This window comes from Lentzea sp. NPDC092896, assembly GCF_044754905.1.
Lineage (GTDB): Bacteria > Actinomycetota > Actinomycetes > Mycobacteriales > Pseudonocardiaceae > Lentzea.
The window spans coordinates 1-23,969 of sequence record NZ_JBIVPX010000003.1; the positions used below are offsets into that span (position 1 = coordinate 1).

General features: G+C 68.6%; 27 protein-coding genes. 15 read left to right on the forward strand and 12 right to left on the reverse strand.

What is annotated here, in order from left to right; genetic code table 11:
• Positions 1-483 precede the first annotated feature (483 nt).
• From pdxH to ACIQF0_RS15660, 6 genes are all read right to left on the reverse strand, one after another.
• Positions 484-1,140 (reverse strand): pyridoxamine 5'-phosphate oxidase, encoded by a 657-nt coding sequence (gene pdxH, locus ACIQF0_RS15635; RefSeq protein WP_401030006.1) that lies wholly within the window; start codon positions 1,138-1,140, stop codon positions 484-486.
• A gap of 156 nt (positions 1,141-1,296) precedes the next feature.
• Positions 1,297-1,998: an urease accessory protein UreD gene (locus ACIQF0_RS15640; RefSeq protein ID WP_401030009.1), complete on the reverse strand. Its 702-nt coding sequence runs from the start codon at positions 1,996-1,998 to the stop codon at positions 1,297-1,299.
• Positions 1,999-2,008: 10 nt separating this feature from the next.
• Positions 2,009-2,644: an urease accessory protein UreG gene (gene ureG, locus ACIQF0_RS15645; protein ID WP_401030012.1), complete on the reverse strand. Its 636-nt coding sequence runs from the start codon at positions 2,642-2,644 to the stop codon at positions 2,009-2,011.
• Positions 2,634-3,245 carry an urease accessory protein UreF gene (locus ACIQF0_RS15650; protein ID WP_401031427.1) on the reverse strand — a complete coding sequence of 204 codons (612 nt, stop codon included), beginning with the start codon at positions 3,243-3,245 and terminating at the stop codon, positions 2,634-2,636. Before ACIQF0_RS15650 ends, ureG begins: the two co-directional genes overlap by 11 nt.
• Positions 3,242-4,924: an urease subunit alpha gene (locus ACIQF0_RS15655; RefSeq protein ID WP_401030014.1), complete on the reverse strand. Its 1,683-nt coding sequence runs from the start codon at positions 4,922-4,924 to the stop codon at positions 3,242-3,244. Before ACIQF0_RS15655 ends, ACIQF0_RS15650 begins: the two co-directional genes overlap by 4 nt.
• Positions 4,921-5,520, reverse strand: coding sequence for an urease subunit gamma (locus tag ACIQF0_RS15660; protein ID WP_360046642.1), 600 nt, complete (start codon positions 5,518-5,520; stop codon positions 4,921-4,923). Before ACIQF0_RS15660 ends, ACIQF0_RS15655 begins: the two co-directional genes overlap by 4 nt.
• A 144-nt stretch (positions 5,521-5,664) precedes the next feature.
• Between ACIQF0_RS15660 and ACIQF0_RS15665 the strand changes: the two genes are divergently transcribed.
• The 5 genes from ACIQF0_RS15665 to serC all read left to right on the forward strand — a co-directional run bounded on the left by ACIQF0_RS15665 (position 5,665) and on the right by serC (position 10,200).
• Positions 5,665-6,489, forward strand: coding sequence for an ABC transporter ATP-binding protein (locus ACIQF0_RS15665; RefSeq protein WP_401030018.1), 825 nt, complete (start codon positions 5,665-5,667; stop codon positions 6,487-6,489).
• Positions 6,486-7,301 (forward strand): ABC transporter permease, encoded by an 816-nt coding sequence (locus tag ACIQF0_RS15670; protein WP_401030021.1) that lies wholly within the window; start codon positions 6,486-6,488, stop codon positions 7,299-7,301. The genes ACIQF0_RS15665 and ACIQF0_RS15670 overlap by 4 nt, the downstream gene beginning before the upstream one ends.
• Entirely contained in the window at positions 7,280-8,335 is a 1,056-nt protein-coding gene (locus tag ACIQF0_RS15675) for a sensor histidine kinase (protein ID WP_401030024.1), read from the forward strand. Before ACIQF0_RS15670 ends, ACIQF0_RS15675 begins: the two co-directional genes overlap by 22 nt.
• Positions 8,332-8,934 (forward strand): response regulator transcription factor, encoded by a 603-nt coding sequence (locus tag ACIQF0_RS15680; RefSeq protein WP_360046638.1) that lies wholly within the window; start codon positions 8,332-8,334, stop codon positions 8,932-8,934. Before ACIQF0_RS15675 ends, ACIQF0_RS15680 begins: the two co-directional genes overlap by 4 nt.
• A gap of 138 nt (positions 8,935-9,072) precedes the next feature.
• Positions 9,073-10,200 carry a phosphoserine transaminase gene (serC, locus tag ACIQF0_RS15685; protein ID WP_401030027.1) on the forward strand — a complete coding sequence of 376 codons (1,128 nt, stop codon included), beginning with the start codon at positions 9,073-9,075 and terminating at the stop codon, positions 10,198-10,200.
• Positions 10,201-10,259: 59 nt separating this feature from the next.
• On the opposite strand, the gene ACIQF0_RS15690 is transcribed toward serC, so the two are convergent.
• The 4 genes from ACIQF0_RS15690 to ACIQF0_RS15705 are packed head-to-tail and all read right to left on the reverse strand — an operon-like array spanning position 10,260 to position 13,598.
• Complete coding sequence (locus ACIQF0_RS15690; protein ID WP_401031429.1) at positions 10,260-11,372, reverse strand: ABC transporter permease; 1,113 nt, start codon at positions 11,370-11,372, stop codon at positions 10,260-10,262.
• A 29-nt stretch (positions 11,373-11,401) separates the two neighbouring features.
• Positions 11,402-12,052: an ABC transporter ATP-binding protein gene (locus ACIQF0_RS15695; protein WP_401030029.1), complete on the reverse strand. Its 651-nt coding sequence runs from the start codon at positions 12,050-12,052 to the stop codon at positions 11,402-11,404.
• Entirely contained in the window at positions 12,049-13,089 is a 1,041-nt protein-coding gene (locus tag ACIQF0_RS15700) for a peptidoglycan-binding protein (protein WP_401030031.1), read from the reverse strand. The genes ACIQF0_RS15695 and ACIQF0_RS15700 overlap by 4 nt, the downstream gene beginning before the upstream one ends.
• Positions 13,090-13,097: 8 nt before the next feature.
• The gene (locus ACIQF0_RS15705) at positions 13,098-13,598 is read right to left on the reverse strand and encodes a hypothetical protein (protein WP_401030033.1); all 501 of its coding nucleotides are present in this window, start codon (positions 13,596-13,598) and stop codon (positions 13,098-13,100) included.
• An 89-nt stretch (positions 13,599-13,687) separates the two neighbouring features.
• Between ACIQF0_RS15705 and ACIQF0_RS15710 the strand changes: the two genes are divergently transcribed.
• The 7 genes from ACIQF0_RS15710 (at position 13,688) to ACIQF0_RS15740 (ending at position 18,226) form a co-directional block, all read left to right on the forward strand.
• Entirely contained in the window at positions 13,688-14,347 is a 660-nt protein-coding gene (locus ACIQF0_RS15710; RefSeq protein ID WP_401030035.1) for a response regulator transcription factor, read from the forward strand.
• A complete protein-coding gene (locus ACIQF0_RS15715; RefSeq protein WP_401030037.1) occupies positions 14,344-15,486 on the forward strand; it encodes a sensor histidine kinase in 1,143 nt (380 codons plus the stop codon). The genes ACIQF0_RS15710 and ACIQF0_RS15715 overlap by 4 nt, the downstream gene beginning before the upstream one ends.
• 101 nt (positions 15,487-15,587) lie before the next feature.
• A complete protein-coding gene (sepH, locus tag ACIQF0_RS15720) occupies positions 15,588-16,529 on the forward strand; it encodes a septation protein SepH (protein WP_401030039.1) in 942 nt (313 codons plus the stop codon).
• 16 nt (positions 16,530-16,545) lie between these two features.
• Positions 16,546-16,914, forward strand: coding sequence for a hypothetical protein (locus ACIQF0_RS15725; RefSeq protein ID WP_360046627.1), 369 nt, complete (start codon positions 16,546-16,548; stop codon positions 16,912-16,914).
• Between the two features lie 42 nt (positions 16,915-16,956).
• Positions 16,957-17,361: a hypothetical protein gene (locus ACIQF0_RS15730; protein WP_401030042.1), complete on the forward strand. Its 405-nt coding sequence runs from the start codon at positions 16,957-16,959 to the stop codon at positions 17,359-17,361.
• Between the two features lie 29 nt (positions 17,362-17,390).
• Positions 17,391-17,738 (forward strand): hypothetical protein, encoded by a 348-nt coding sequence (locus tag ACIQF0_RS15735; protein WP_401030044.1) that lies wholly within the window; start codon positions 17,391-17,393, stop codon positions 17,736-17,738.
• 68 nt (positions 17,739-17,806) lie between these two features.
• A complete protein-coding gene (locus ACIQF0_RS15740; protein WP_360046621.1) occupies positions 17,807-18,226 on the forward strand; it encodes a hypothetical protein in 420 nt (139 codons plus the stop codon).
• On the opposite strand, the gene ACIQF0_RS15745 is transcribed toward ACIQF0_RS15740, so the two are convergent.
• Entirely contained in the window at positions 18,216-18,440 is a 225-nt protein-coding gene (locus tag ACIQF0_RS15745) for a hypothetical protein (RefSeq protein WP_360046619.1), read from the reverse strand. The two genes, ACIQF0_RS15740 and ACIQF0_RS15745, sit on opposite strands and share 11 nt — an antisense overlap.
• Positions 18,441-18,597: 157 nt before the next feature.
• Between ACIQF0_RS15745 and ACIQF0_RS15750 the strand changes: the two genes are divergently transcribed.
• The 3 genes from ACIQF0_RS15750 (at position 18,598) to ACIQF0_RS15760 (ending at position 23,000) form a co-directional block, all read left to right on the forward strand.
• Positions 18,598-20,337: an ABC transporter ATP-binding protein gene (locus ACIQF0_RS15750; protein WP_401030047.1), complete on the forward strand. Its 1,740-nt coding sequence runs from the start codon at positions 18,598-18,600 to the stop codon at positions 20,335-20,337.
• Entirely contained in the window at positions 20,334-22,169 is a 1,836-nt protein-coding gene (locus ACIQF0_RS15755; RefSeq protein ID WP_401030049.1) for an ABC transporter ATP-binding protein, read from the forward strand. Before ACIQF0_RS15750 ends, ACIQF0_RS15755 begins: the two co-directional genes overlap by 4 nt.
• A gap of 234 nt (positions 22,170-22,403) precedes the next feature.
• Entirely contained in the window at positions 22,404-23,000 is a 597-nt protein-coding gene (locus tag ACIQF0_RS15760; protein WP_401030051.1) for a DUF2537 domain-containing protein, read from the forward strand.
• Positions 23,001-23,002: 2 nt separating this feature from the next.
• On the opposite strand, the gene ACIQF0_RS15765 is transcribed toward ACIQF0_RS15760, so the two are convergent.
• Entirely contained in the window at positions 23,003-23,794 is a 792-nt protein-coding gene (locus ACIQF0_RS15765; RefSeq protein WP_401030053.1) for a TrmH family RNA methyltransferase, read from the reverse strand.
• Between the last annotated feature and the right edge of the window lie 175 nt (positions 23,795-23,969).

A 23,969-nucleotide genomic window follows, 5' to 3' on the forward strand; every position in this document is an offset into this window, starting at 1 on the left:
TCAAGCGGGCACGCTTTTCGCCCGCTTGACACCCCTACCTGCATGTGGCCCGCTCTTGGTGCGGCTCGTGACGGGACCCCACCGCCAACGCAACCCAACTACGCAACCGGCGGCCGCCCAAAGCAACAGGCGTGCCATCTACCCGCGTGTGGCGCTATCCCCCGATCAGATTGCCGGGGGTCTGGGGGCAGAGCCCCCAGGGGAAGCACCCAACGCAAGCTGGCCGCCCGCACGGTGACCCACCCGCAAGGTCGCCACCCCCACCCGCAAGGTCGCCACCCGCAAGGTGACCCACCTGCCCGGTCGCCACCCGCAAAGGTCGCCACCCCCAAGGTGACCACCCGCAAAGGTCGCCACCCCCAAGGTGACCACCCGCAAAGCCAGCCACCCACCCGGTCACCGACCAGGAACAGCAAAAGGGGCGCCTCCCGCCCACAGGAGACACCCCATCCGCAAAAGCTCTACACCCAAACAACCGGCGACCTACGGAGCAACCCGCTCCACCGACCACCCGTCCCGACCATCCCGGAACCGCAACCGATCATGCATCCGATCCCGCCGCCCCTGCCAGAACTCGACCTCCTCAGGCCGAATCCGCCACCCACCCCAATGCGGCGGCACAGGAATCTTCTCGGTGTCGGCGAACTGCCGCTCGATCTTGTGCAACGCGGAATCCAAAGTGGACCGCCCAGTCACCACCCGGGACTGCGGCGAAGCCCACGCCCCGATCTGCGACCCCCGAGGCCGCGAGTTCCAGTACTCAGCGGTCTCCACGGGCCCGACCTTCTCCACAACCCCACGTACGTGAGCCTGCCGCTGCATCGCAAACCACGGGAAGGTGGCGGACGCGTAGCGAGTAGCCATCAGATCGTGAGACTTGTTGGACGTGTAGTTGGTGAAGAACACCAACCCACGTACGTCCAACCCCTTGGCCAACACGGTCCGCGACGAAGGACGGCCCTTCACATCCGTAGTCGCGAGCACCATCGCGTTGGGCTCGGCGAGGCCGGCGTTGGTCGCGTCGTCCAGCCACAGCTGGAGCTGTTCGTGCCAGGTGGCGGCAAGCTCCGACTCGCTGAGCGAGCCCTGCTCGTAGGACACGCGCATCGCCGGTAGTGCGATGTTCGTGGTCTCCGTCATCGGCGAACCTCCAAGCGGCGGGCAGAACTCGTGGTCCCTGGACCCGCGACCATACGCACGGCGAACGGATCCCGAAACCGCCTGCGCGGTGATGACCACCACCTGAACGGTGACTGTCCGTGCAAAGAACAGTTCTGGATCGAGCTCGTGATCGAGTCAGATGGCATCGAGCACACGTGTGACGGTGACCACGTCATCACCCAGTGCGGTGGCAAGGGTTCCGCCTGCTGCCAACGGAACGACGCTCCACCACTCCCCGCCGTCGCTCGCACGCTCCACCGAATCCAGCACCAGATCGGTGCCGACGACCCGCTTGCCCGCCAAGCCGGCGGAGGAAGCGTCGACCAACGGATCCCCCACGACCAGTTGCTGGTGCAACAACGGCTTGCCACAACGGGTTGCGCGCACCGTCGTGGACAACGTGCCCGGCTTCTCGCCGGCCCGGCCGAGCACCAGGACCTCGCGGGTTCGCAACTGTGCGTGACCGTCCAATTCGGCCTCCACCACTGCGGTGTGGCGGGCACGGCTCGTCACAACGGTCGGTTCCGGCAGGTAGGACACGGTTCCCTCGACCAAAAAACGCACGACGGACGAAGAAACCGCACCGGACGAACCGGGCAGCAACAGAGTCGCCGCAACACCTCGAAGCTCGAGCGAGGCTCCAGGACCGACTTCGACGGTCAGGGACAACGAATCGCCGCCCAACGGCGCGGTGACCGAAGAAACCAGGTGCACCAAGGCAACGGGTCCCACCCGCCGGTGCGGCACCAATGTCAACGGTGTCATCGACCGCAGGACTCGCACGACGCTGTTGCCGTGCGAGTCCAAGGTGACCACCAGCCGAGCGGACGCCTTCACAGAACCGCCTTCACAGCTGGGCCAGCACCCACTTGGCGACCTCGGGCGCATCGGGCGTCTCGACCAGCGACTGGGCGATGACCGGCAGTTCCCCGCGCATCCGGTGCGCGTCGGAGATCATCACGTCCATGTCCGCGCCCACGTACGGCGCGAGGTCGATCTTGTTGATGACCAGCAGATCAGCGGTCGTCACCCCAGGCCCACCCTTGCGCGGCACCTTGTCCCCGCCGGCCACGTCCACGACGAAGATCTGCGCGTCGACCAACCCGCGCGAGAACACAGCGGTCAGGTTGTCGCCACCACTCTCGATGATCACGAGATCCAACGACGAGTACCGATGCTCCAGCCGCTCCACCGCATCGAGGTTCGCGGTGATGTCATCTCGAATCGCGGTGTGCGGACAGCACCCGGTCTGCACCGCCTCGATGCGCGACGGATCCAACACCCCGGCGCGACGCAGAAAGTCCGCGTCCTCAGTCGTGTAGATGTCGTTGGTGACGACCGCCAACTCCAGCTGAGAACCCAGAGCGCGACACAGAGCAGCGGTCAGCGCGGTCTTGCCGCTACCGACCGGCCCGCCGATACCAATGCGCGGCGCGGCTCCGTGGTGGTGATCATGCGGGTCGGGCCCGTGGTTAGCTCCCAAAGAGACGCACCCCTTCACGTCGATCATGTGCCTCGGCCAGAAGATCCAAGGCAGGCGAACCCAGCGCGGGCAGTTCCTTGCACGCCCGCGAAGCAACGTCTTCCACGTCCAGCGAAGCCACGATCGCGTTGACCCCGAACGGATCCAGCCCCAGCAACCGCACAGCCGCGGAGGCCGGCCCGCTGACAGCAAGATAGGCGCAGGTCAGAGCGGCTTCATAAGGATCGGCGACCAGCACGCCGATCACCAACGGCTGGTGCGGATCGCGCGGCAACGACTCCAGCCGGGCAGAGGGCCAGGCCCGCCGAGCCGCCCGGAGCATCCCCCGTCCCTGCGCCCGCGAAGCAGCACGCTGAGCAGGCGAAGGCGTGCGGGCATCCAACTCCGCGTCCAGCATCGCCAGATCGTCGCCACGAGCCGCGGCAGCCGCGAACCCGGCCGCCAGCAGTCCAGCGCCGAGCAACCGCCCGTGCAGGAACGACCGCAGCGAAGGCTCGTCGACGACCAGCCCGCGCGCGGCAGCCTCCTCCAGCCCGCCGGAGTGCACGTGGCCGCCACCGGGGAACCGGGAGTCGGCGAGGATCAGCGCGGTCAGCATCAGAACAGGAAGTACCGTTGCGCCATCGGCAGTTCCGCGACCGGCGAGGGCTCGACCAGTTCGCCGTCGACGTGCACGGCGAAGCTGTCCGGATCGACCTGGACGTCCGGCATCGCGTCGTTCAGCACCATGTCGGCCTTGGTCACCGACCGGGTCGACTCCACCGGCAGCACCCGCCGCGAATACCGCTCCCCGATCCCGGCCTCGATCGCCGAGGGCGCGACGAAGAACACCGAGGACGCTGCCCCGGCCGTCGCCCCGAACATCGGCCGCGCCCACACCGGCTGCGGCGTCGGGATCGAGGCGTTCGCGTCACCCATCGCGCCCCACGCGATGAACCCGCCCTTCACCACCACCGACGGCCGAACGCCGAAGAACTTGGGCTCCCACAGCACCAGGTCAGCGAGCTTGCCGATCTCGACCGACCCGACCTCGGACGCGATCCCGTGCGCCAGCGCGGGGTTGATCGTGTACTTGGCGACGTACCGCTGCGCCCTCAGGTTGGCGTCCAGCGAACGACGCGACGACATCACGTGCGCGGTCTGCCAGGTCCGGATGATCACCTCGCCGACGCGGCCCATCGCCTGCGAGTCCGACGAGATCATCGAGATCGCGCCCATGTCGTGCAGCACGTCCTCGGCCGCGATCGTGGTCGGCCTGATGCGCGACTCCGCGAACGCCAGGTCCTCCGGCACGGACGGGTTGAGGTGGTGGCACACCATCAGCATGTCGAGGTGTTCTTCGAGCGTGTTGACGGTGTGCGGGCGCGTCGGGTTGGTGGACGACGGCAGCACGTTCGGCAACGACACCACGCGGATGATGTCCGGCGCGTGCCCGCCACCGGCACCCTCGGAGTGGTAGGCGTTGATCGACCGGCCCCCGATGGCGTCCACAGTGGACTCCAGGAACCCTGCCTCGTTCAACGTGTCCGTGTGGATCGCCACCTGCACACCGGACTCGTCCGCCACCCGCAGGCAGGCGTCGATCGCGGCGGGCGTCGTGCCCCAGTCCTCGTGCAGCTTGAACCCGCCGGCCCCACCGGCGAGCTGTTCGCGCAGGCCCTCGACCGAGACCGTGTTCCCCTTGCCCAGCAACAGGACGTTGATCGGCATGTGGTCCATCGACGTCAGCATCCGGTCGAGGTACCAGGCGCCGGGCGTGACGGTGGTGGCCTTCGTGCCCTCCGCCGGGCCGGTGCCGCCGCCGATCAGCGTCGTCAGCCCGGACGCCAGCGCCTCGTCCACGATCTGCGGGCAGATGAAGTGGACGTGGCAGTCGATGCCGCCCGCGGTCAGGATCTTCCCGTTGCCGGACAGGATCTCCGTCGACGGACCGATGACCAGCGCCGGGTGGACGCCGTCCATCGTGTCCGGGTTGCCGGCCTTGCCGATCGCGACGATCCGGCCGTCCCGCACGCCGACGTCCGCCTTGACGACACCCCAGTGGTCGAGGATCACCGCACCCGTGATGACCAGGTCGGGAGCACCCTCGGCACGGGTCGCGACGCCCTGCCCCATCGACTCGCGGATCACCTTGCCGCCGCCGAAGATCACCTCGTCGCCGGAACCGGCGCCGCGCGAACGGTCCTCGGTGACCTCGATGAACAGGTCGGTGTCGGCGAGCCGGATCCGGTCGCCGACCGTCGGTCCGAGCAGTTCGGCATAACGCTCGCGGTCGATCATCGCTGCAGCCCCCTGACGATCCTCAACCCTGCCAGCGGAACCAGCGTGACCTCGCGTTCGACGCCGGGCTCGAACCGCACGGCCGTGCCCGCCGGGATGTCCAGCCGGTAGCCGAACGCGGCCTCGCGGTCGAACGACAGCCCCGTGTTGACCGAGGCGAAGTGGAAGTGCGACCCGACCTGGACGGGCCGGTCGGCGACGTTCACGACGACCATCGTCACGCGCGGCCGTCCCGGGTTCAGCTCGACGGGCTCGGAGCCGACGATCACCTCGCCCGGTGCCGGACCTGCCGAAGGCGCGATCGGGTGGTGGACGGTGACGAGCTTGGTGCCGTCCGGGAAGGTCGCCTCGGCCTGCACCGAGTCGATCATCTCCGGCACACCGCGCATGACCTGCTCCGGCGCGAGCACGGTCCGCCCGCTCTCCATGAGCTCGCTGACCGTGCGGCCGTCCCGCGCGCCTTCCAGCACGTGGTCGGTGATCAACGCGACGGCCTCGGGGTAGTTGAGCAGCACCCCGCGTTCGAGCCTCTTCCGCGCCACGTCGGCGGCGACGTGCACGAGGAGCTTGTCCCGTTCATGCGGCGTCAGATGCACCCGGCTGTTCTAACACGCGAAAGCGGGCTATCGCGGAGTGGAAACACGGCCGAAACACGACCGCGTGTCCACCGACCGGTTGACAGCCGGAGTCAGCGGTGCGGTCGTCCCGCGAGAACCCCTCGAAAACGCAGGATTTACCCCATGAACGCGATCCGAGTGAGGGGCCTCGAGAAGGCCTACAAGGGCCACCAGGCGGTGGCAGGGGTGGACCTCGACGTCGCACGGGGCGAGGTGTTCGCGGTCCTCGGCCCGAACGGCGCCGGCAAGACCACCAGCGTCGAGATCCTGGAGGGGCACCGCGACCGCGACGCCGGTGAGGTCAGCGTGCTGGGCGTCGACCCGGCCAAGGGCACCAGGGAATGGCGCTCCAAGCTCGGCATCGTCCTGCAGAGCGCGACCGACGCCGCGACTTTGACGGTCCGCGAGGCCGTGCAGCACTACGCCAGGTACTACGGCGACCCGCGTGACCCGGACGAGGTCATCGACCTCGTGGGGCTCACCGAGAAGGCCAAGTCCCGCGGCGGCACGCTGTCCGGTGGCCAGCGGCGCCGGCTCGACGTCGCGCTCGGCATCATCGGCCGCCCCGAGCTGGTGTTCCTCGACGAGCCGACCACCGGCTTCGACCCCGAGGCGCGCCGCCAGTTCTGGAGCCTGATCAAGCTGCTGGCCGCCGAGGGCACCACGATCCTGCTGACCACGCACTACCTGGACGAGGCCGAGGCGCTCGCCGACCGCGTCGCGGTGCTCGCCGGCGGGAAGATCGTCGCCGAGGGCACGCCGCAGACGCTCGGTGGCCGTGCGCACGCCGACGCGACCGTGCGCTGGCTGTCCGACCGGGGCTACACGGAGATCAAGACCTCCGAGCCCACCAAGGCCATCGCCGAGCTGTCCCGCAACGGCGAGCTCGCCGAACTCACCGTCACCCGCCCGTCGCTGGAAGACGTCTACCTGGAGCTGATCAAATGACCACCGCCGTCACGTCCAAAGCGGCTGTGCTTCCCGGAACCCTGTCGCTCGGTCTCTCGAGGGGTGCGACCGAGCTGCGGGAGTTCTTCCGGCAGAAGGAAAACCTCATCTTCACGGTGTCGCTGCCCGCGATCCTGATGCTGCTGCTCGGCACCGTCTACGTGCACGAGGTCGCACAGGGCCAGATGTTCGCGGCCAGCATGATCGGCGCCGGCATCATCTCGACGTCGTTCGTCGGACTCGGCATGAGCGTCGTGGCCGACCGCGAGGACGGCACGCTCAAGCGCCTGCGCGGCACGCCGATGCCGTTCACGTCCTACTTCATCGGCAAGATCGTCCTGGTCTTCGTGTCGAGCCTGTTCGAGGCCGTGCTGCTGATGATCGTCGCCATGGTGCGGTTCGACGTCGAGCTGCCGTCGAGCGCCGGGAAGTGGTTCACGTTCGGCTGGGTGTTCGTGCTCGGCGTCATCTCGTGCTCGTTGATCGGCGTCGCGCTCAGCTCGATCGCCAAGTCCACCCGGAACGCGGCGGGCGTGCTGAACCTGCCCTACATCGTGCTGCAGTTCCTCTCCGGTGTTTTCATCAGCCAGGCGGTGCTGCCGGAGTCCCTGCGCGTGACGGGTTCGCTCTTCCCGCTCAAGTGGGTGTGCCAGGGTTTCCGCTCGGTGTTCGCACTGAACGACGGCTACGCGGTCATGGAGGCGGCGGGATCATGGGAGCTCGGGAAGATCGCGCTGGTGCTGGGAGCGTGGACCATCGGTGGACTGGTGCTCGTGAGCAGGACCTTCAAGTGGAGCAACACCGCCAGCTGATCACCTGGTACGTGCTCTTCGCGATCACCCAGGTCACGGCCCTGGTGCTCGTCCTGATCGACAACAACAGCCTCGCCGACCGCCTGACGGCGGCGGGGTTGTTGTGCTTGAACGGGGTGTGGTTCCTGCTCTACGGCAGGAGGCTGGTCGTCCGCGGGGAGGACGACTGGCACGGGTTCGTCTACGCGGCGGGTTCGCTCGCCACCTTCGCCCCGGCGGTCTGGTTCAGCGGCAGCGCGACCTTCGCCCTGTTCGGCCTGGTCCCGCAGATCTACATGGTGCTGCCGATCGCGCAGGCGTTCGTCCCGATGGTGTTGTTCGTGATGACACCGCAGATCCTCACCTGGGTCGCGGGGGCCGTACCGGCGTTGCCGTGGCCGGCCGCGCTGCTGATCATCGGCTTCTCCCAGGCGTTCGGGTGGGCGATCAGCCGGATCGCGCAGCAGAACCAGCAGCGCGGTGAGCTGCTGCAACGCATCGAGGCGCTGACCATCGAGGCCGAGCGGGCCCGCTGGGCCGGCGAGATCCACGACACGCTGGCGCAGGGCTTCACCTCGATCATCACGCTGCTGCAGGGCGCCCGGCCGAACGTCGAACTGGCACTGCAGACCGCGCGGGAGAACCTTCGTGAGGCACGGGCCCTGGTCGCCTCCAACTCACCGTCGCCTTTGGACGGTTCCTCGCTGGAGGACGCGTTGCGGCGGTTGGTGAACGGCGTGGAGCTGGAGTCCTCCTTCCGGGTCATCGGCGATCCGGTGGGGCTGCAGACCTCGGCCGAGGTGGTGCTGCTGCGGACTGTTCAGGAGGCGCTGACCAACGTGGCGAGGCACTCCGGGGCGTCGCGGGTCGACGTGGTGATGAGGTTCGACGAGGACAGCGTGTCGCTGGAGGTGCGCGACGACGGCCGCGGGTTCGGGGACGCGCCGGAGGGCTTCGGCCTGCGGGGCATGCGTGCGAGGCTGGAACAGGTGGGTGGAACGCTTTCCCTGTTCTCCGACGAGGGGGCGTCCGTGCTGGTGGAGGTACCGCTGTGATCAGGATTCTGCTGGTGGACGACCACCCGGTGGTGCGTCAGGGCTTGAAGGGCATGCTCGTCGCGGACGATCTGGAGGTCGTCGGCGACGCGGGTTCGGGCCAGGAGGGCATCGAGAAGGCCGCCCTGCTGAAGCCGGACGTCGTGCTGATGGACCTGCGAATGCCCGAAATGGACGGTGTGGCCGCGACCGCGAAGATCGTCGGAACCGGGCCGCGCGTTCTGGTCCTCACCACGTACGAGACGGATTCGGACATTCTGCGCGCGGTCGAGGCCGGTGCGTCGGGGTACCTGCTCAAGGACTCGACGACCGAGGACCTCATCGCGGCGATCCGGGCGGCCTCGCGCGGCGAGACCGTGCTGGCGCCGTCGATGGTCGCGAAGGTGGTCGGGCAGGTGCGCACGCCGCCTCTGTCGGCACGCGAGGCCGAGGTGTTGAAGCTGGTCGCGAAGGGCATGTCGAACGTCGAGATCGGCAGGACTCTGTTCATCTCCGAGGCGACTGTGAAGACTCATCTCCTGCGGGTGTTCAACAAACTGGGCGTCTCGGACCGCACCGCCGCGGTGACGACGGCGATGGATCGAGGCATGCTGCAGTGAGCCGCGGCCGGGCCGTGGTGAAGTGACCCAGGACACCCGGCTGTCACCTCCCGGCCACCGGCCTGCAACACTGTGAACTCCGGCAACGGCGCCGGTCAGGTCCCTGAAGCTCGTCAATCGCCCCGGAGGCGTGACCACATGACCCAGACCGCCGATCCGACCTCGTTGGTGCTTCCCGCCGAGCTCAAGCCGTCTGACGGCCGCTTCGGCTGTGGACCGTCCAAGGTGCGTCCCGAGGCCGTCGCGGCGCTCGCGTCCGAGGGTGCGGCACTGCTCGGCACGTCCCATCGGCAGAAGCCCGTCAAGAACCTCGTCGGCCGCGTCCGCTCCGGACTGCGCGACCTGTTCCAGCTGCCGGACGGCTACGAGGTCGTGCTCGGCAACGGTGGCACCACCGCGTTCTGGGACGCGGCGTCGTTCGGCCTGGTCCGCGAGACCGCGCAGCACTTCACCAACGGTGAGTTCTCCTCCAAGTTCGCGAAGGTCACGCAGACCGCGCCGTTCCTGAAGGACTCCCTGGTCACCAAGGCCGAGCCGGGCACCACGCCCGAGCTCTTCTACGCCGAGGGCGCCGACCTGGTCGGCTGGGCGCAGAACGAGACCTCGACCGGTGTCGCGATGCCCGTCACCCGCATCGAGGGTTCCGGCGACGCGCTGATCGCGATCGACGCGACGTCCGCCGCCGGTGGCCTGCCGGTCAAGGCCGAGGACTTCGACGTCTACTACTTCGCGCCGCAGAAGTCGTTCGCCTCGGACGGCGGCCTGTGGCTCGCGCTGATGTCGCCGGCCGCGCTCGCCCGCGTCGACGAGCTCAAGGACCGCTGGGTTCCCGAGTTCCTGTCGCTGCCGACCGCGCTCGACAACTCCACCAAGGACCAGACGTACAACACGCCGTCGGTCGCCACGCTCTTCCTGCTGGCGCACCAGATCGACTGGATCAACGGCAACGGCGGCCTCGACTGGTCCGTCGCGCGCACCAAGGACTCCTCGGACCGCCTGTACACCTGGGCCGAGAAGACCGCCTACACCACGCCGTACGTGGAGAAGGCCGCTGACCGCTCGCAGGTCGTCGGCACGATCAACTTCACCGACGACGTGGACGCGGCCGTGGTCGCGAAGGTGTTGCGCGCCAACGGCATCGTGGACGTCGAGCCGTACCGCAAGCTCGGCAAGAACCAGCTGCGCGTCGCGATGTTCCCGGCCATCGAGCCGGACGACGTCACGATCCTGACGCAGGCGATCGACTGGGTCGTCGGCCAGATCTGACGTTCTTGAAGCAGCGGCCTGGGGTGCACCGATGAGTTCTCGGTGCACCCCAGGGCTTTTCAGGCAAGTGCTTCCGTGGGTGACTGACGTGCCGCCCGCACCGCGGGATAGACGCCGGCGATGGCGCCGATGAGGATCGCCGAGCCCACTCCCCCGAGCAGGGCCGGCCACGGCAGTGCCGCCGGCCATTGCTGACTGATCGAATATCCGGCCGTGACCGCGATTCCCACGATCACGCCGACCAGTCCGCCCAGGCCGGACAGCAACACCGACTCGGTGAGGAACTGCCACCTGATCTGCCGCCGGGTCGCCCCGAGCGCCCGCCGCAGACCGATCTCCCTGCGGCGTTCCAGCACCGAGATCACCATCGTGTTCGCCACGCCGACGCCACCCACCAACAACGCGACTCCGCCCAAGCCCAGGAACAGCGCGTTGTAGGAACTCTCGGCCAGCTGCTGCGCTTCGAGCGCCTCGGACGGCCGGGAAACCTTGACCTCGTTGGACTTCTGCGGGTTCAGCGTCGGACCGAGCAGGTTGCGGACGTTGTCGACCTGGTCCGGGGACGTGCGCACGTAGACCGTGTTCGCGTTGCCCTCGAAGCCGAACGCCTCCTTGGCCGCGTCCCAGCCGACCAGCGCGGACCTGTCGATCTCCGGCGCGAGCGGCAGCGGCCCGAGGATGCCGACCACGGTGAACCACTGCCCGTCGATCCACAGCTGCACACCGGGCTTGTCGATGCCCAGGCGCGAGGCCGCGGTGCCCCCGAGCACCACCGACTTCTCGCCCGGCAACAGCCACCGGCCCTCGCGGACCTCGGCACCCAGCACCTTCAGCAGGTCCTTCTCCGCCGCCTGCACCTGCAACCCGAGCGTGTCGCTCGTCGGCACGAGGTCGTTCTTGCGGACGCTCGCGGAGATCTTGCCGGTGGCGCTGGCGGCCGACACCGCGCCGATCCGCTTGGCCATCGGCACCGCGGTCTCCGGCAGCTTCGCGTCCTGGCCGAAGTAGTCCTGGCCGGGTGCCGCGGTCAGGAGGTTGGTGCCCAGCTTGGACATCTTCTCCTTCAACGCCGCCGCGCTGGAGGCCGGGATGCCGACGACCGCGACCACCGCGGCGATACCGATCGCGATGCCCAGCGCGGAGAGCACCGCGCGGATCGGGCGGGTCCGCATGCCGAAGAACCCGAGGCGGAGGAGGTCGATCACATGATCACCCCGTCGCGGACCTCGACCCTGCGCGGAGCCCACGCCGCGATGTCCCGGTCGTGCGTGATCATCACGATCGTCGTGCCGTCGGAGTTGAGACTCTCCAGCAGCTCCAGCACACCCGCGCCGTTCTTCGTGTCCAGGTTTCCGGTCGGCTCGTCGGCCAGCAGGATTCCCGGCGTGTTCACCACGGCCCGCGCGATCGCGACCCGCTGGCGTTCACCACCGGACAGCTCGTGCGGCTTGTGCAGCGCGCGGTGGATCAGCCCCACTCTGTCCAAAGCGGACATCGCCATGGAGCGTCTCTTCGAACGCGGCACGCCGGCGTAGACGAGCCCGGAGGCCACGTTCTCGATCGCGGACAGTCCGTCGGTGAGGAAGAACTGCTGGAACACGAACCCGATCGTGCGGGCCCGCAGCGCCGACAAAGCGTTGTCGGACAAGGTGGAGATGTCGTTGCCGTCGATCTCGACCGTGCCCGTCGTGGGCTTGTCGAGCGTGCCCATCAGGTGCAGCAGCGTCGACTTGCCCGAGCCGGACGGTCCCACGATCGCGAGCATCTCGCCGCCTCCTACGGTCAGGGAGACGTCGCGCAACGCCTGCACACCACCGGGATACGTCCGGCTCGCGTGGTCGACGGTGATCACTCGGTGGTCACCACCTTCATGCCCTCGCGCAGGCCCTCGCCCTGCACCTCGACCTGGCCCTTGGCGAAGATGCCGACGGTGACCGGGATGGTCTTGCCGTCGTCGGTGACCACGCCGTAGCCGCCCTCGTTCAACGCGAGCAGCGCGCCGATCGGGACCGCGAGCACGTTCTGCTTCTTCGTCACGGTGAACAGCGCGGTGACGCTGCCGGTGTCGATGCCTTCCGCGGCCTTGGGGTCGTCGACGGAGATCGTGAGCACGATCTTGGGCTTGGAGCCCTGGTTCGGGTCGCCCGTGGTGCGGCTGACGCCGGTGATCGTGCCCGTGGTGGGCTTGCCGCCGGTGATCGACAGCTCGACCTTCTCGCCCTGCTTGGCGAGGCGCTGCTTGGACTGCTCCAGTTCGACGGTCACCGCGCGTTCGGTGCCGGTGACCTTCATCAGGTCGCCGCCGGCGGGTGCGCCGAGCTGGGCGTTCAACGAGGAGACGCGGATCGCTCCCGGCTGGACGATCACGTCACCGGCGCCGAGCTTTCCGGTCTGCTCCAGACCGTTGGCCTTCTGCCACTTCTTCAGCGCGGTGGCCGTGTAGTACGTGAACTTCTCGTCGGGGGCGCCGAAGTCCTTGAATCCCAGCGCGGCGAGATTCTCCTCCACCACCTTGACGTCGGGTCCGTTCGACATGCCCGACTCGAGGTCGCGGTAGAGCGGCATCGAGCTGTAGAACAGCGGCACCGGTTTGGCGTCCGAGTGGAACACGGGTTTGCCCTGTTCGATGACATCGCCCTGCTTCGGCAGCCCGGTGACGGTGCCACTTTTCCGGCTGGCCAGAGCTCGTTCCGCGCCGTAGCCGAGCTGGCCGGTCACCGACTGCTGGTCCGCCAGGTTCGTCTTCTTGACCTGCGCGGTCTTCGACGGGTCGTTCTGCAACGGCGCGGCGTTGGCCTGGTTGGACGCGATCCTGGTGAGCACCACGACCCCGCCGGTGCCGAGCACCACCGCCACGACGAGTGCGGAGACGACGACCTTCCTGTTCACACCGCGTTTCATCCGACGGGCCTCACGGAGACCATGCCTTCACCCATGCCGCAGTCCTTCATGTCCTGCTTGACCTTGTCGTCGGACATGTCGGGCAGTTCCTGCACCTCGGCGGTGCCTCCACCGTCGAAGTTCGGGTCGGGCCAGTCGTAACCCTTGTCCCGCATGCACTTCGCGTCCTTGCGCATCTTGTCCTGCTGCTCAGGCGACGGCGGCTTGAACTCGCCGCCGTTGGGGAGGTGCTTCTTGCAGGCCTCGTTGGCGGCGTTCATCTTCTCCATGTCCGGAGCGCCGCCCTCGCCTCCGCCGTCGGCGGGCATGGCCTCGATCATCACGCCGCCACTGCCGTCGTCCTTGGGATCCGGCATGTTCACGCCGTTCTCCCGCATGCACTGGGCGAACTTGACCATGTCGCCCTTCTCGTCCTTCTGCGCGGCAGGCTGCTCTTTCGAGCCGCAGGCCGTGAGCGCCAGGAGCAGGCCCAGCAACACTGCGATGGTGGATTTCATGGGGACAGGTCTACGGAGGCGGCCATTCGGCGGCGTTAAGCGAAAGGCCTTATCCGGCGCTTATGCCCGTTGCGCGGAAAATAGGTGTCATGCGTGTGCTGGTGGTCGAGGACGAACAGCTGCTCGCGGACACGATCGCCGAGGGGTTGCGCAGGTTCTCGATGGCGGTCGACGTCTGTTACGACGGCGAAGCGGCGTTGGAGCGGGTAGGGGTGCACGCGTACGACGTCGTGGTGCTCGACCGCGATCTGCCCCTCGTGCACGGTGACGACGTGTGCAAGGCGGTGCACGCGACCGGCGGCGAGGCAAGGGTGCTGATGCTGACGGCGGCGGCCGAAGTGGACGATCGGGTGGCCGGGCTCGGGCTCGGTGCCGACGACTACCTGACCAAGCCGTTCGCGTTCGCCGAGCTCGTGGCCCGTGTGCAGGCGCTGGGCCGACGGGCTCGTCCTGCCTTGCCGCCGGTGCTCGAACGGGCAGGGGTCACGCTGGACCTGCCGCGGCACCAGGCGTCCCGTGACGGGACGTTCCTGCCTTTGTCTCCCAAGGAGTTCGCGGTGCTGGAAGTGCTGATGCGGGCGGAGGGCAACGTGGTGAGTCCGGAAGAGCTGCTGGAGAAGGCCTGGGACGAGCACGCGGACCCGTTCACGAACGCCGTGCGGGTGGCGGTGATGACGCTGCGCCGCAAGCTGGGCGCGCCGCAGGTCATCCAGACCGTGCCCGGCGCCGGCTACCGGTTCGGCTCGTGACGCTGCGGACCAGGCTGACGGCCTGGTACGCCGGGGTGTTCCTGATCGCGGGCATCGCGCTGATCGCGCTCAACTACTGGCTGCTCGCCGAGTGGATGCCGGGCGACGGCGTGGCGATGGCGAGGACGGTGCCGGCGGAGCTGATCGACCCGTACTCCGGGTACACGACGGCCGTGGCGGGAGAGCTTCCGACCGACACCGCGGTGTTCACCGGCGAGCAGATCAAAGCGAACACGATGGACACGGTCCTGTGGCAGTCGATCATCGCGCTGCTGGTCGCGGCCGTGATCGCCGTCTGGCTCGGCTGGGTGGTGGCCGGACGGGTGCTGGCGCCGTTGCACTCGATCACCACGACCGCGCACCGGCTGGAGGCCGAGCGGCTGGACCAGCGCATCGAGCTGGACGGACCGCCGGACGAACTGAAGGAGCTCGCGGACACGTTCGACGGGATGCTCGACCGGCTCGCGTCGTCGTTCGACAGCCAGAAGCGGTTCGTCGCGAACGCCTCGCACGAGCTGCGCACGCCGCTGGCCGTGCAACGGACGCTGATCGAGGTCGCGATGGCCGACCCGGACGTCTCCGACGAGACCCGCAGGCTCGGCGCGCACCTGCTCGACACCAACGAGCGCAGCGAGAAGCTCATCGACGGGCTGCTGTTGCTCGCTCGCAGTGATCGCGGGCTCGCCACGCGTGAGCTGGTGTGGCTGGACGAGGTGATCGACGACGAAATCGAGTCGTGCGCGGCATTGGCTTCGGAGAAAAAGGTCACGTTTGCCGTGCAGACTCGCAGGTATCTGGTGGACGGCGATCCGGTCCTACTTGCCCAGCTCGTCGGCAACCTGTTGCGCAACGGCGTCCTCTACAACAAGCCGGGCGGCTCCGTGTCCGTGCGGCTTGATCAAGAACTGATCGTCACCAACACCGGCCCCACCGTGCCTGCCCAGGCAGTACCCGGATTGTTCGAGCCCTTTCGGCGGCTGCGCGACCGCACCGGGACCGCCGGATCCGGCCTCGGCCTGTCGATCGTGCAGTCCGTCGCGAAGGCTCATCAGGGTTCGGCGAAGGCTCGCCCGAACGGGGGAGGCGGACTGGTGGTCCAGGTGAACCTTCCGGAAACGGGCGTGCGACAGGCCTCGTGAACTGGCAAGATCACGTAGAGATATCGGCGAGTCTCCCACGCAAGGACGGCTCGTTGTCCTAACGTTGTCTGCTGGCGAGGTGCGAATTCAGGGAGGCCACGATGCGAGCGCTGCGAGTCATCGGGCTCGACGAGGACGGCAAGTCCGTCATCCTCGAGGACCCCGAAAACCGCGGCGAGCGCTTCACGCTCCCCGCAGACGAGCGCCTTCGGGCTGCCCTGCGCGGTGATCTCGCGCGCCTCGGCCAGATGCAGATCGAATCGGGCGAGGCCCTCATGCGGCCTCGTGAGATCCAGGCCCGCATCCGCGCCGGCGAGTCGATCGAGCAGGTCGCCGCTGCCGCGGGCATGCCGACGCACCGCATCGAGCGCTTCGCCTACCCCGTTCTGCTGGAGCGTTCGCGCACGGCCGACCTGGCCCAGCGCGCGCACCCGGTCCGTGAGGACGGCCCGGACGTGCAGACGCTCGGTGAGGTCGTCGCGCACTCGTTCGGCCTGCGCGGCCACGACCTGTCCGACACCAAGTGGGACGCGTGGCGCGGCGACGACAACCGCTGGGTCGTGCAGCTGCACTGGAAGACCGGTCGCTCGGAGAACCGCGCGCACTGGGCGTTCCACCCAGGTGCGCAGGGCGGCACGGTGACGGCACTGGACGACGCCGCCGTCGACCTGATGGACCCGAACCCGAACCGCACGCTGCGCACGGTGCGTCCGGTGACGCAGCTGGCACGGCAGGCCCTGGAGACGACCCCGGTCCTCCCCGCGGCCCCCGCGCCCGTTGCCGAGGAGCCGGCACCCGTGCCGGTTCCCGCGCAGGCGCCCGCCCCAGTGGCGGCACCTGTCGTGGCCGAGAAGCCGGCTCAGGAGAAGCTGCCTGAGCCGGAGCCCGCGCCTGCCCCGCCTCCGCCACCGGTGAAGACGGAGCAGGAGCCCGCGGCGGAGAAGCCGGTGCGCAAGGACCCTCCTCCGAAGCGGGGGAAGAAGAACCACCCCATCGTTCCTTCGTGGGAAGACGTTTTACTGGGCGTGCGGTCGAACCGCTGAGTGAGACGCTGACACCGTGGGACGTCGTGTCGCGCTGGCTGCCGGAGTGGGTGCACTCCTCGGGCTGGCCTGGTGGGGAATGTTCGAGCTCCTCGCTTCGGGCGCGGTCTGCTCGAAGGACGACTGGGGCTGTCTCGGCGCCTTCGTGATCGCCACTCCGGTGTTCGCGGTGGCCGGGGCGGTCGTGGGTGGGATCGCACTGCGTTCGTTGAGCGTGTCGCGGGCATGGCTGGTGGCCGTGCCCGCGACCCTCATGGCGGTGGTCGCGATGATCCTGCTGCTGGGGATGACCTTCCTGGCCTTCGCGGTGTTCGCCGCGCTGTACGCGTTGATCGCCGTGCTCACCAACCCTCCGCGCGGTGAAGGTGCTGTGGAGGGTTCGTGAAGGCCCGGCTCTTGCGGGCCTTGATCAGGTAGTTCTGGGCGCATGTTGTCGCGCACGGCTCTGGGGGCCGTTGTCGGAACGGTCGTCGGCGCCGGATTTCTGCTGACCCTGGAAACGCTCACGAGGTACTGCAACGGCGGGCCCGGGCGTGCCGGCTGTGGTTCCGGTTTCCCGCTGACCGTCGGGCCCGTCTTCGCGTTCTGGATGGTGGTGGCCGGGGTGCTGATCCACCTGGGGTTCCGGGTGGTGCGGACGGAACGCGGTTGGTGGGTTGCGGGGACCGGGAGCGCGTTGTGGCTCCTGTTGTTCGTGGGGGTCGTCTTCTTCCGGACCTTCCAGGTGGACATGTACCAGGAAGACGTGCACCGGTTCATGGCGACGATGTACGTGGTCGTTCCTTGCGTTGCTTACGGCGTCGCCGCGTTGTGCGCGGGTCGGGCGCGGTAGTGCTGAGGCGGACGCTGCTCGGGGCCTTTGTGGGAGCCGTCGCCGGGATCGCGGGGTACCTGAGCTGGTGGTGGGTGCTGCCGCATCAGTGCGTGGACGCCGTCGGCCGGACCTGTGACAGGTGGTCGCTCTCGGGGCTGTTGGTCCTGCCCGTCTGCTGGGCCGCTGTGGCGAGCCCGGCCCACTACTGGACGCTCACCCTGTTGCGCCTGCCGCGGGCCTGGCGGGCGACCTGGCTCGGGTGCATGTTCTGGCCGGTCGTCTGGATCGTGGGTCTGTATGTGGGGTGGACGCGCGACGAGTTCTCGATGATCTTCGTGCCGGTGGTGGCCTTCGCCGTGGCGGGCGCGGCGACCGGCCGGCGCGCGCAAACGTGATGTTCGCGGTGGCAGGAGGTGCCCGCGATGCCTTGGCTCGCGTGGTGACGCTGGTTACGGTGGGTGGCGTGACGGAGCAGAGCACCGCGGGCAAGACGGGCAGGACGGGACGCCGGCTGTTGTTCCGGGTCGTGCTGTCGATGGCCGTCGGTGCCGGGCTGGTGCTCGGGTGGACGTGGGCGTACGAGTCGGGCTTCCTCAAGTCGTGGCTCGACAGCACGTCGATGTCGGCGTTCCTGCTGCTCGTGCTGATCGGGTTGCCGCTCGCGCTCGTGTCGTCGCTGGTGCTGGCCGGGCCGATCCTGTGGGTCTTCGGGGTGCGGCCGGTGTGGCCGATCATCCTGCTCGGGCCGATCGTGCTGGGCATCGGGCTCTACTTCAAGGTGCACGAACCCGTCATCGGGTGGTTCGCCAACCGGCACCACGCCGAGGCGTTGCTGGCTGCCGTCGCCTACGGGCTGGTCGGCCTGTTCACCTTCAGGAAGTGACCGGTACCTGGTCCAGCAGGTTCAGGTCCCAGCCCTCGCGTTCGCACCAGTCCTCGGCGTCCTCTCGGGAGACGAGCATCGCGTGTCTGGGGCGTGGGCCGGCCAGGTGGTCCCAGCCGTCCGGGGCCAGGACGTAGTTCGATCCGTCGCGTGAGGCGATGAGCCGTCCGTGTGGAAACGCCATCGTCTGCTCGGTTCGCAGAAACCGCGTCATGGTGGTCATCGTGCCCTTGACCTCGACCTAAGTCGAGCCTGCACCCTCCGGTGGGGAGAAAAACCGGATGCTGAAGACGGGTCCGACTTCGTACTTTGGAGATGACCTGGAGGGGGCTCATCGCGTGAGCGATCAACGAAACTCGACAATCAGGACCTTGCGGAGGTTGTGGCCGTACGTGCGGCCGCACCGCGCACGGATGACTGTCGTGCTGTCGGCGACGATGCTCGCGATGCTGTGTGGTCTTGGCATCCCGCTGCTGACGCAGCGCATCGTCGACGGCCCGATTCAGAACAAGCAGACCGGTCCGCTGCCGTGGCTGATCCTGGGCGTGCTGGTGCTCGGGCTCGGCGAGGCGGCGCTGTTCTACATCCGGCGCAAGATCGTCGCCCGGCCGGCGGCCGAGGTCGAGGCGCGCATGCGGTTCGACCTGTACAAGCACCTTCAGCGGTTGCCGGTGGCGTTCCACGACCGGTGGCAGTCCGGTCAGCTGCTGTCGCGCGCGACGAACGACCTCACGACCGTGCGGCGGTTCGTCGCGTTCGCGGTCGTGTTCCTGATCGTCAACACCCTGGTCGTGCTGATCGGGCTGGGCATCATCGCGGCGCTCTCGCCGTGGCTGCTGGTCGTGTCGCTGTGCGGCTCGCTGCCGTTGATCATCATCTCGTACTTCTTCGAGTCGAAGTTCAAGGTCGTCGCGCGGCGGGCGCAGGACCAGGCGGGCGACCTGACCACGACGGTCGAGGAGTCGGTGCTCGGCATCCGGGTGCTCAAGGCGTTCGGGCGCGGGCCTGAGCTCTCGAAGCGGTTCCTGGCGCAGGCGCGGGAACTGCGGACGACCGAACTGAACAAGATCTCGATCCTGGCCTCGCTGTGGTCGGTCCTGATCGTGCTGCCGGAGCTGTCGATCGCGGGCATGCTCGGCGTCGGCGCGATCGGCATCGTGAACGGCTGGATGACGGTCGGCACGCTGGTCGCGGCGGTCGCGGTGAGCGCTTACCTGCGCTGGCCCATGGACTCCATCGGCTGGCTGCTGGCGGAGACGAACCAGGCCGCCTCGGCGCTGGAACGCTACTGGGAGGTCATCGACTCCCCCGTCACGATCACCAGCCCCGCCTCGCCCGCGCCGCTGCCCACGCCGCTGCGCGGGCACGTTCGTTTCGAGGGCGTGCGGTTCGCGTTCGAGGACGGCCGCGAGGTGCTGTCGGGCATCGATCTCGACCTGCGTCCAGGCGAGACGCTGGCGCTGGTCGGCGCGACGGGGTCGGGCAAGACGACGCTGACCGCGCTGGTGCCGCGGCTCGCGGACGTCACCGGTGGCCGGATCACGATCGACGGCGCCGACGTGCGGGACCTCTCGCTGGAGGACCTGAGGACCGTGGTGGGCACCGCGTTCGAGGAGCCCGTGCTGTTCTCCGCGTCGGTCACCGAGAACGTGGGGCTGGGCCTGCCGAACGTCACCGAGGCCCAGGTCCGCGAGGCGTTGCGGGTGGCCAAGGCGGAGGAGTTCGTGGACGCGCTGCCGTGGGGTCTCGCGACCCGGATCGGCGAGCAGGGTCTGTCCCTGTCCGGTGGTCAGCGGCAACGACTGGCGCTGGCGCGCGCGGTCGTCGGCAAGCCGGCCGTGCTGGTGCTGGACGACCCGCTGTCGGCGTTGGACGTCCACACCGAGGCCGAGGTGGAGGGCGCGCTGCGCAGGGTGTTGCGCGACACCACGGCGCTGGTCGTGGCGCACCGGTCGTCGACCGTGCAGCTCGCCGACCGCGTGGCGTTGCTGGTCGACGGCAAGATCGCCGCGATCGGTTCGCACCGGGAACTGCTGGACACCAACGACGAGTACCGGCGTCTGTTGTCCTCAATGGACGAAGACCTGATCGAAGAGGAGGTGGCGTCGTGAGTGAAGTGACTGTGACACAAGAAGAAGAATGGCGCGGCGTCGCCGCCGAGGAGATCGAGGAGATCACGCACTCGACGGGCCTGCGTCTGCAGGCCCGCTCGCGCAGGCTGCTGGGATCGTTGCTGCGCCCGCACATCGGGCTCACGTCGCTGGCGATCGCCGCGGTCGTCGGCGGCAACCTGGCGGCTCTCGCGGGTCCGCTGCTGATCGCCGCCGCGATCGACAGCGGCATCCCGGCCGCGACGGGCGGCAGTCCGTCGATCCTGGTGTGGTGCGTCGCCGGCTACACGGTCTCCGCCGTGCTGATGACGTTCCTGCGCTGGGCGTTCCTGCGGCTCTCCGGCCGCGTGGGACAGGAGGTGCTGCTCGACCTGCGCGGCCGGATCTTCCGGCATTCGCAGAGCCTGTCGGTCGGGTTCCACGAGTCCTACACGTCCGGCAAGGTCATCTCCCGGCTGACCAGCGACGTGGACTCGTTGCAGGACCTCCTCGAAGAAGGCCTGGACAGCCTGTTCAACGCCGCGCTGTCGGTGACGGGCATCGCGGTCATCCTGCTCTACCTGGACGCCCCGCTGGCCCTGGTCGTGATCGCGGGCTTCGTGCCGATCTTCTTCATCTGGCGCTGGTTCCGCCGCCGCTCGATGGACGCCTACCGGGGCACGCGCGGCGCGATCGCCAAGATCATCGTCCAGTTCGTGGAGTCCATGAACGGCATCCGCGCGGTGCAGGCGTTCCGCCGCCAGCCCCGCAACGAGCAGATCATGACGGGCTTCAACGGCCAGTTCCGCGACGCGAACACCGACGCGCTGGGCGTGATGGCCACGTTCGTCTCGACGGTCCGCGGCATCGGCAACGTGTCGCTGGCGCTCGTCCTCGCCTGGGGTGCCTACCGGGTGGCGGGCGGCTCACTCGAGCTGGGCGTGCTGGCGGCGTTCATGCTGTACCTGCGCCGCTTCTACGACCCGTTCGACGAGCTGGCGATGTTCGCGAACTCGTACTCCTCCGCCACCGCCGCGCTGGAGAAGATCTCCGGCGTCCTGGAGGAGCGGCCGTCGGTGCCGGAACCGTCGTCACCGGTGGCCATCCCGCACGCGCGGGGCGCCGTCCGGTTCGCCGACGTGGAGTTCCAGTACCCCGGCACGTCCCGGCTGGTGCTGCCGCGCTTCACGCTGGACGTACCGGCCGGGCAGACCGTGGCACTGGTGGGCGCGACCGGCGCCGGCAAGACCACGGTGGCGAAGCTCGTGGGCCGTTTCTACGACCCGTCGTCCGGCTCGGTGCGGCTCGACGGCACCGACCTGCGGGAGATCGCGGACACGGACCTGCGCAAGGCCGTGGTGATGGTGACGCAGGAGAACTTCCTGTTCTCGGGTTCGGTCGCGGACAACATCGCGCTGGGCCGTCCGTCGGCGTCGCGGGCGGAGATCGAGGCCGCCGCGGCCGAGCTGGGAGCGCACGAGTTCATCGCCGCTCTCCCGGACGGCTACGACACGGACGTCCGCAAACGGGGCGGCCGGTTGTCCGCGGGACAGCGCCAAATGGTCGCTTTCGCGCGTGCTTTCCTGGCCGACCCGGCGGTGCTGGTCCTCGATGAGGCAACATCATCCCTGGACGTACCCACCGAACGCGCCGTGCAGGCAGCGCTGGAGACAGTGCTGGCCGACCGGACCGCGTTCATCATCGCCCACCGCCTGTCGACGGTCCTGATCGCGGACCGCGTTCTGGTGCTGGATGGTGGCATTGTGGTGGAAGACGGCTCCCCCGCGGAGCTGATCGGTGAGCGGGGCCGGTTCGCGGCCCTGCACACGGCCTGGCGCGACTCGCTCGCCTAGGCCTGCAGGTCGCGTTCGCGCCAATGGGGATCTGGCGCGAACGCGACCTCACGACTCCAGCTCGGTCGTTCTCCCTGTGGTGTGGCTCGGCACGCTGCCGGGGGAATTCGCGGTCAGACGGGTGCATCGTGGTGTCGCGCTGAGCGTGGATCACCTCGCCAACGTTCCGAGTCACACCACGGGTCACCGCGTCCGATAGGTTTCTGGCCGAAGGTCCAGACCGAGGAGGACGCAGTGGAGTTGCGAGTCCGGGACGGCCGCGCCGTGCTGGCCGGGGAAGACGACTCCGGTGAGCGCGAGGTCGACCCGCACAGCCTGCCCCTCGGCGCGGATCTCGCGGAGGCGCTGCACGAGTGGGCCAAGGTCGCCGACGCGGTGGTGCGCTCCGAGACGCCGGCCGACGGCGTGGCCAGTGCGCTGGTCGCGCGCAGGGGCAAGCAGCTCGCGGGCAGGATCGCGTCGGTCATGAACTCCCCCGTCAGCTACACCGACCCGGTCAGCGGCGAACTGGTCAGCGTCGACGCCCCCGAGGCGGCCGAGGTGCCGGTTCCGACGTTGGTCGAGGACGAACCCGAGCCGACGCCCTGGGGCACCGGGCTCACGGTCAGCGTCATCACGGCCGCGATCGTCACGGTGACCGTCGTGTCGCTGTCGCTCGGCCTGGGCGAGACCAGCCGGTGGCTCGCGCTCGTCGCGAACGTGCTGGTGGTCGGCGGGCTGGCCCCGTCGGTCTGGCTCGGGCGCAAGGTGCCGGTGTGGCGCTGGGTCGCGTACGGCGTCGTGACCGGGGTGCTGGTCGCCTGGCTGGCCCTGATCCTGACGCTGCTCTGAATCTAAAGCAGGGCGTAGAACGCCACCGCGCCCGCGGTGGCCACGTTCAGCGAGTCGACGCCGGACGACATCGGGATGCGCACGGCCAGATCCGCGGCGTCGATCGCCTCGTCGGTGAGGCCCGGCCCCTCCGAACCCAGCAGCACCGCCACGCGACGGCCGCGCAACCCGGCGTCTGCAAGATGCAGAGCGGATGGGCGCGGCGTCAGAGCGGCAACGGTATAACCCTTTTGCCGCAACATGTTCAGCGCCGCGGGCCACTCATCTGTGGTAGCGAACGGCACGCGCAGGACGTGGCCCATCGACACCCGCACGCTGCGCCGGTACAGCGGATCGCTGCAACCGGGGCCGAGCACGACGCCGTCGACGCCCAGCGCGGCGGCGTTGCGGAAGATCGAACCCAGGTTCTCGTGATCGCCCACGCCTTCGAGCACGGCGAGGCGCTGGGAGGTCTCGGCGAGCTCCTCGAACGACACCGCGGGAGCGCGATCCGCCGCCGCGAGTACACCCCGGTTCAAGTGGAAACCAACGGCGGACGCCATAACCTCTGCTGACGTCACGTAGGCGGGAACGTCCAGGTCAGAAAGGTCCAGCGCCTCGATCCGCCGCCGCACCCCGAGCAGCCCGCGCACCGGGTACGGCGACGCCAGCAGACGTTCCACCACCACGACACCCTCGGCGATGACGAGTCCTCGTCCGCCCGGCCGATCAGGCCTGCGGTCGGCCGTCGACAGGTCGCGGAAGTCGTCCAGCCGAGGGTCCGCCGGGTCGTTGATCTCGATCACCTTCGCCACGCCGGAAGTTTCGCATCCGGCCGGAGGTGGAACAGGCGAGGTAGTCCGGAGGGCGGAACCGCACACGTCCGACCAGGGGATGATCGCTGGTTGTTACCTCCATGTGACAGAGAGCACCGTTTTGGGCGATGTAAAGGGGGATTGTGCTGTGCGACTTTTGGCGTTCCGCCTGGCC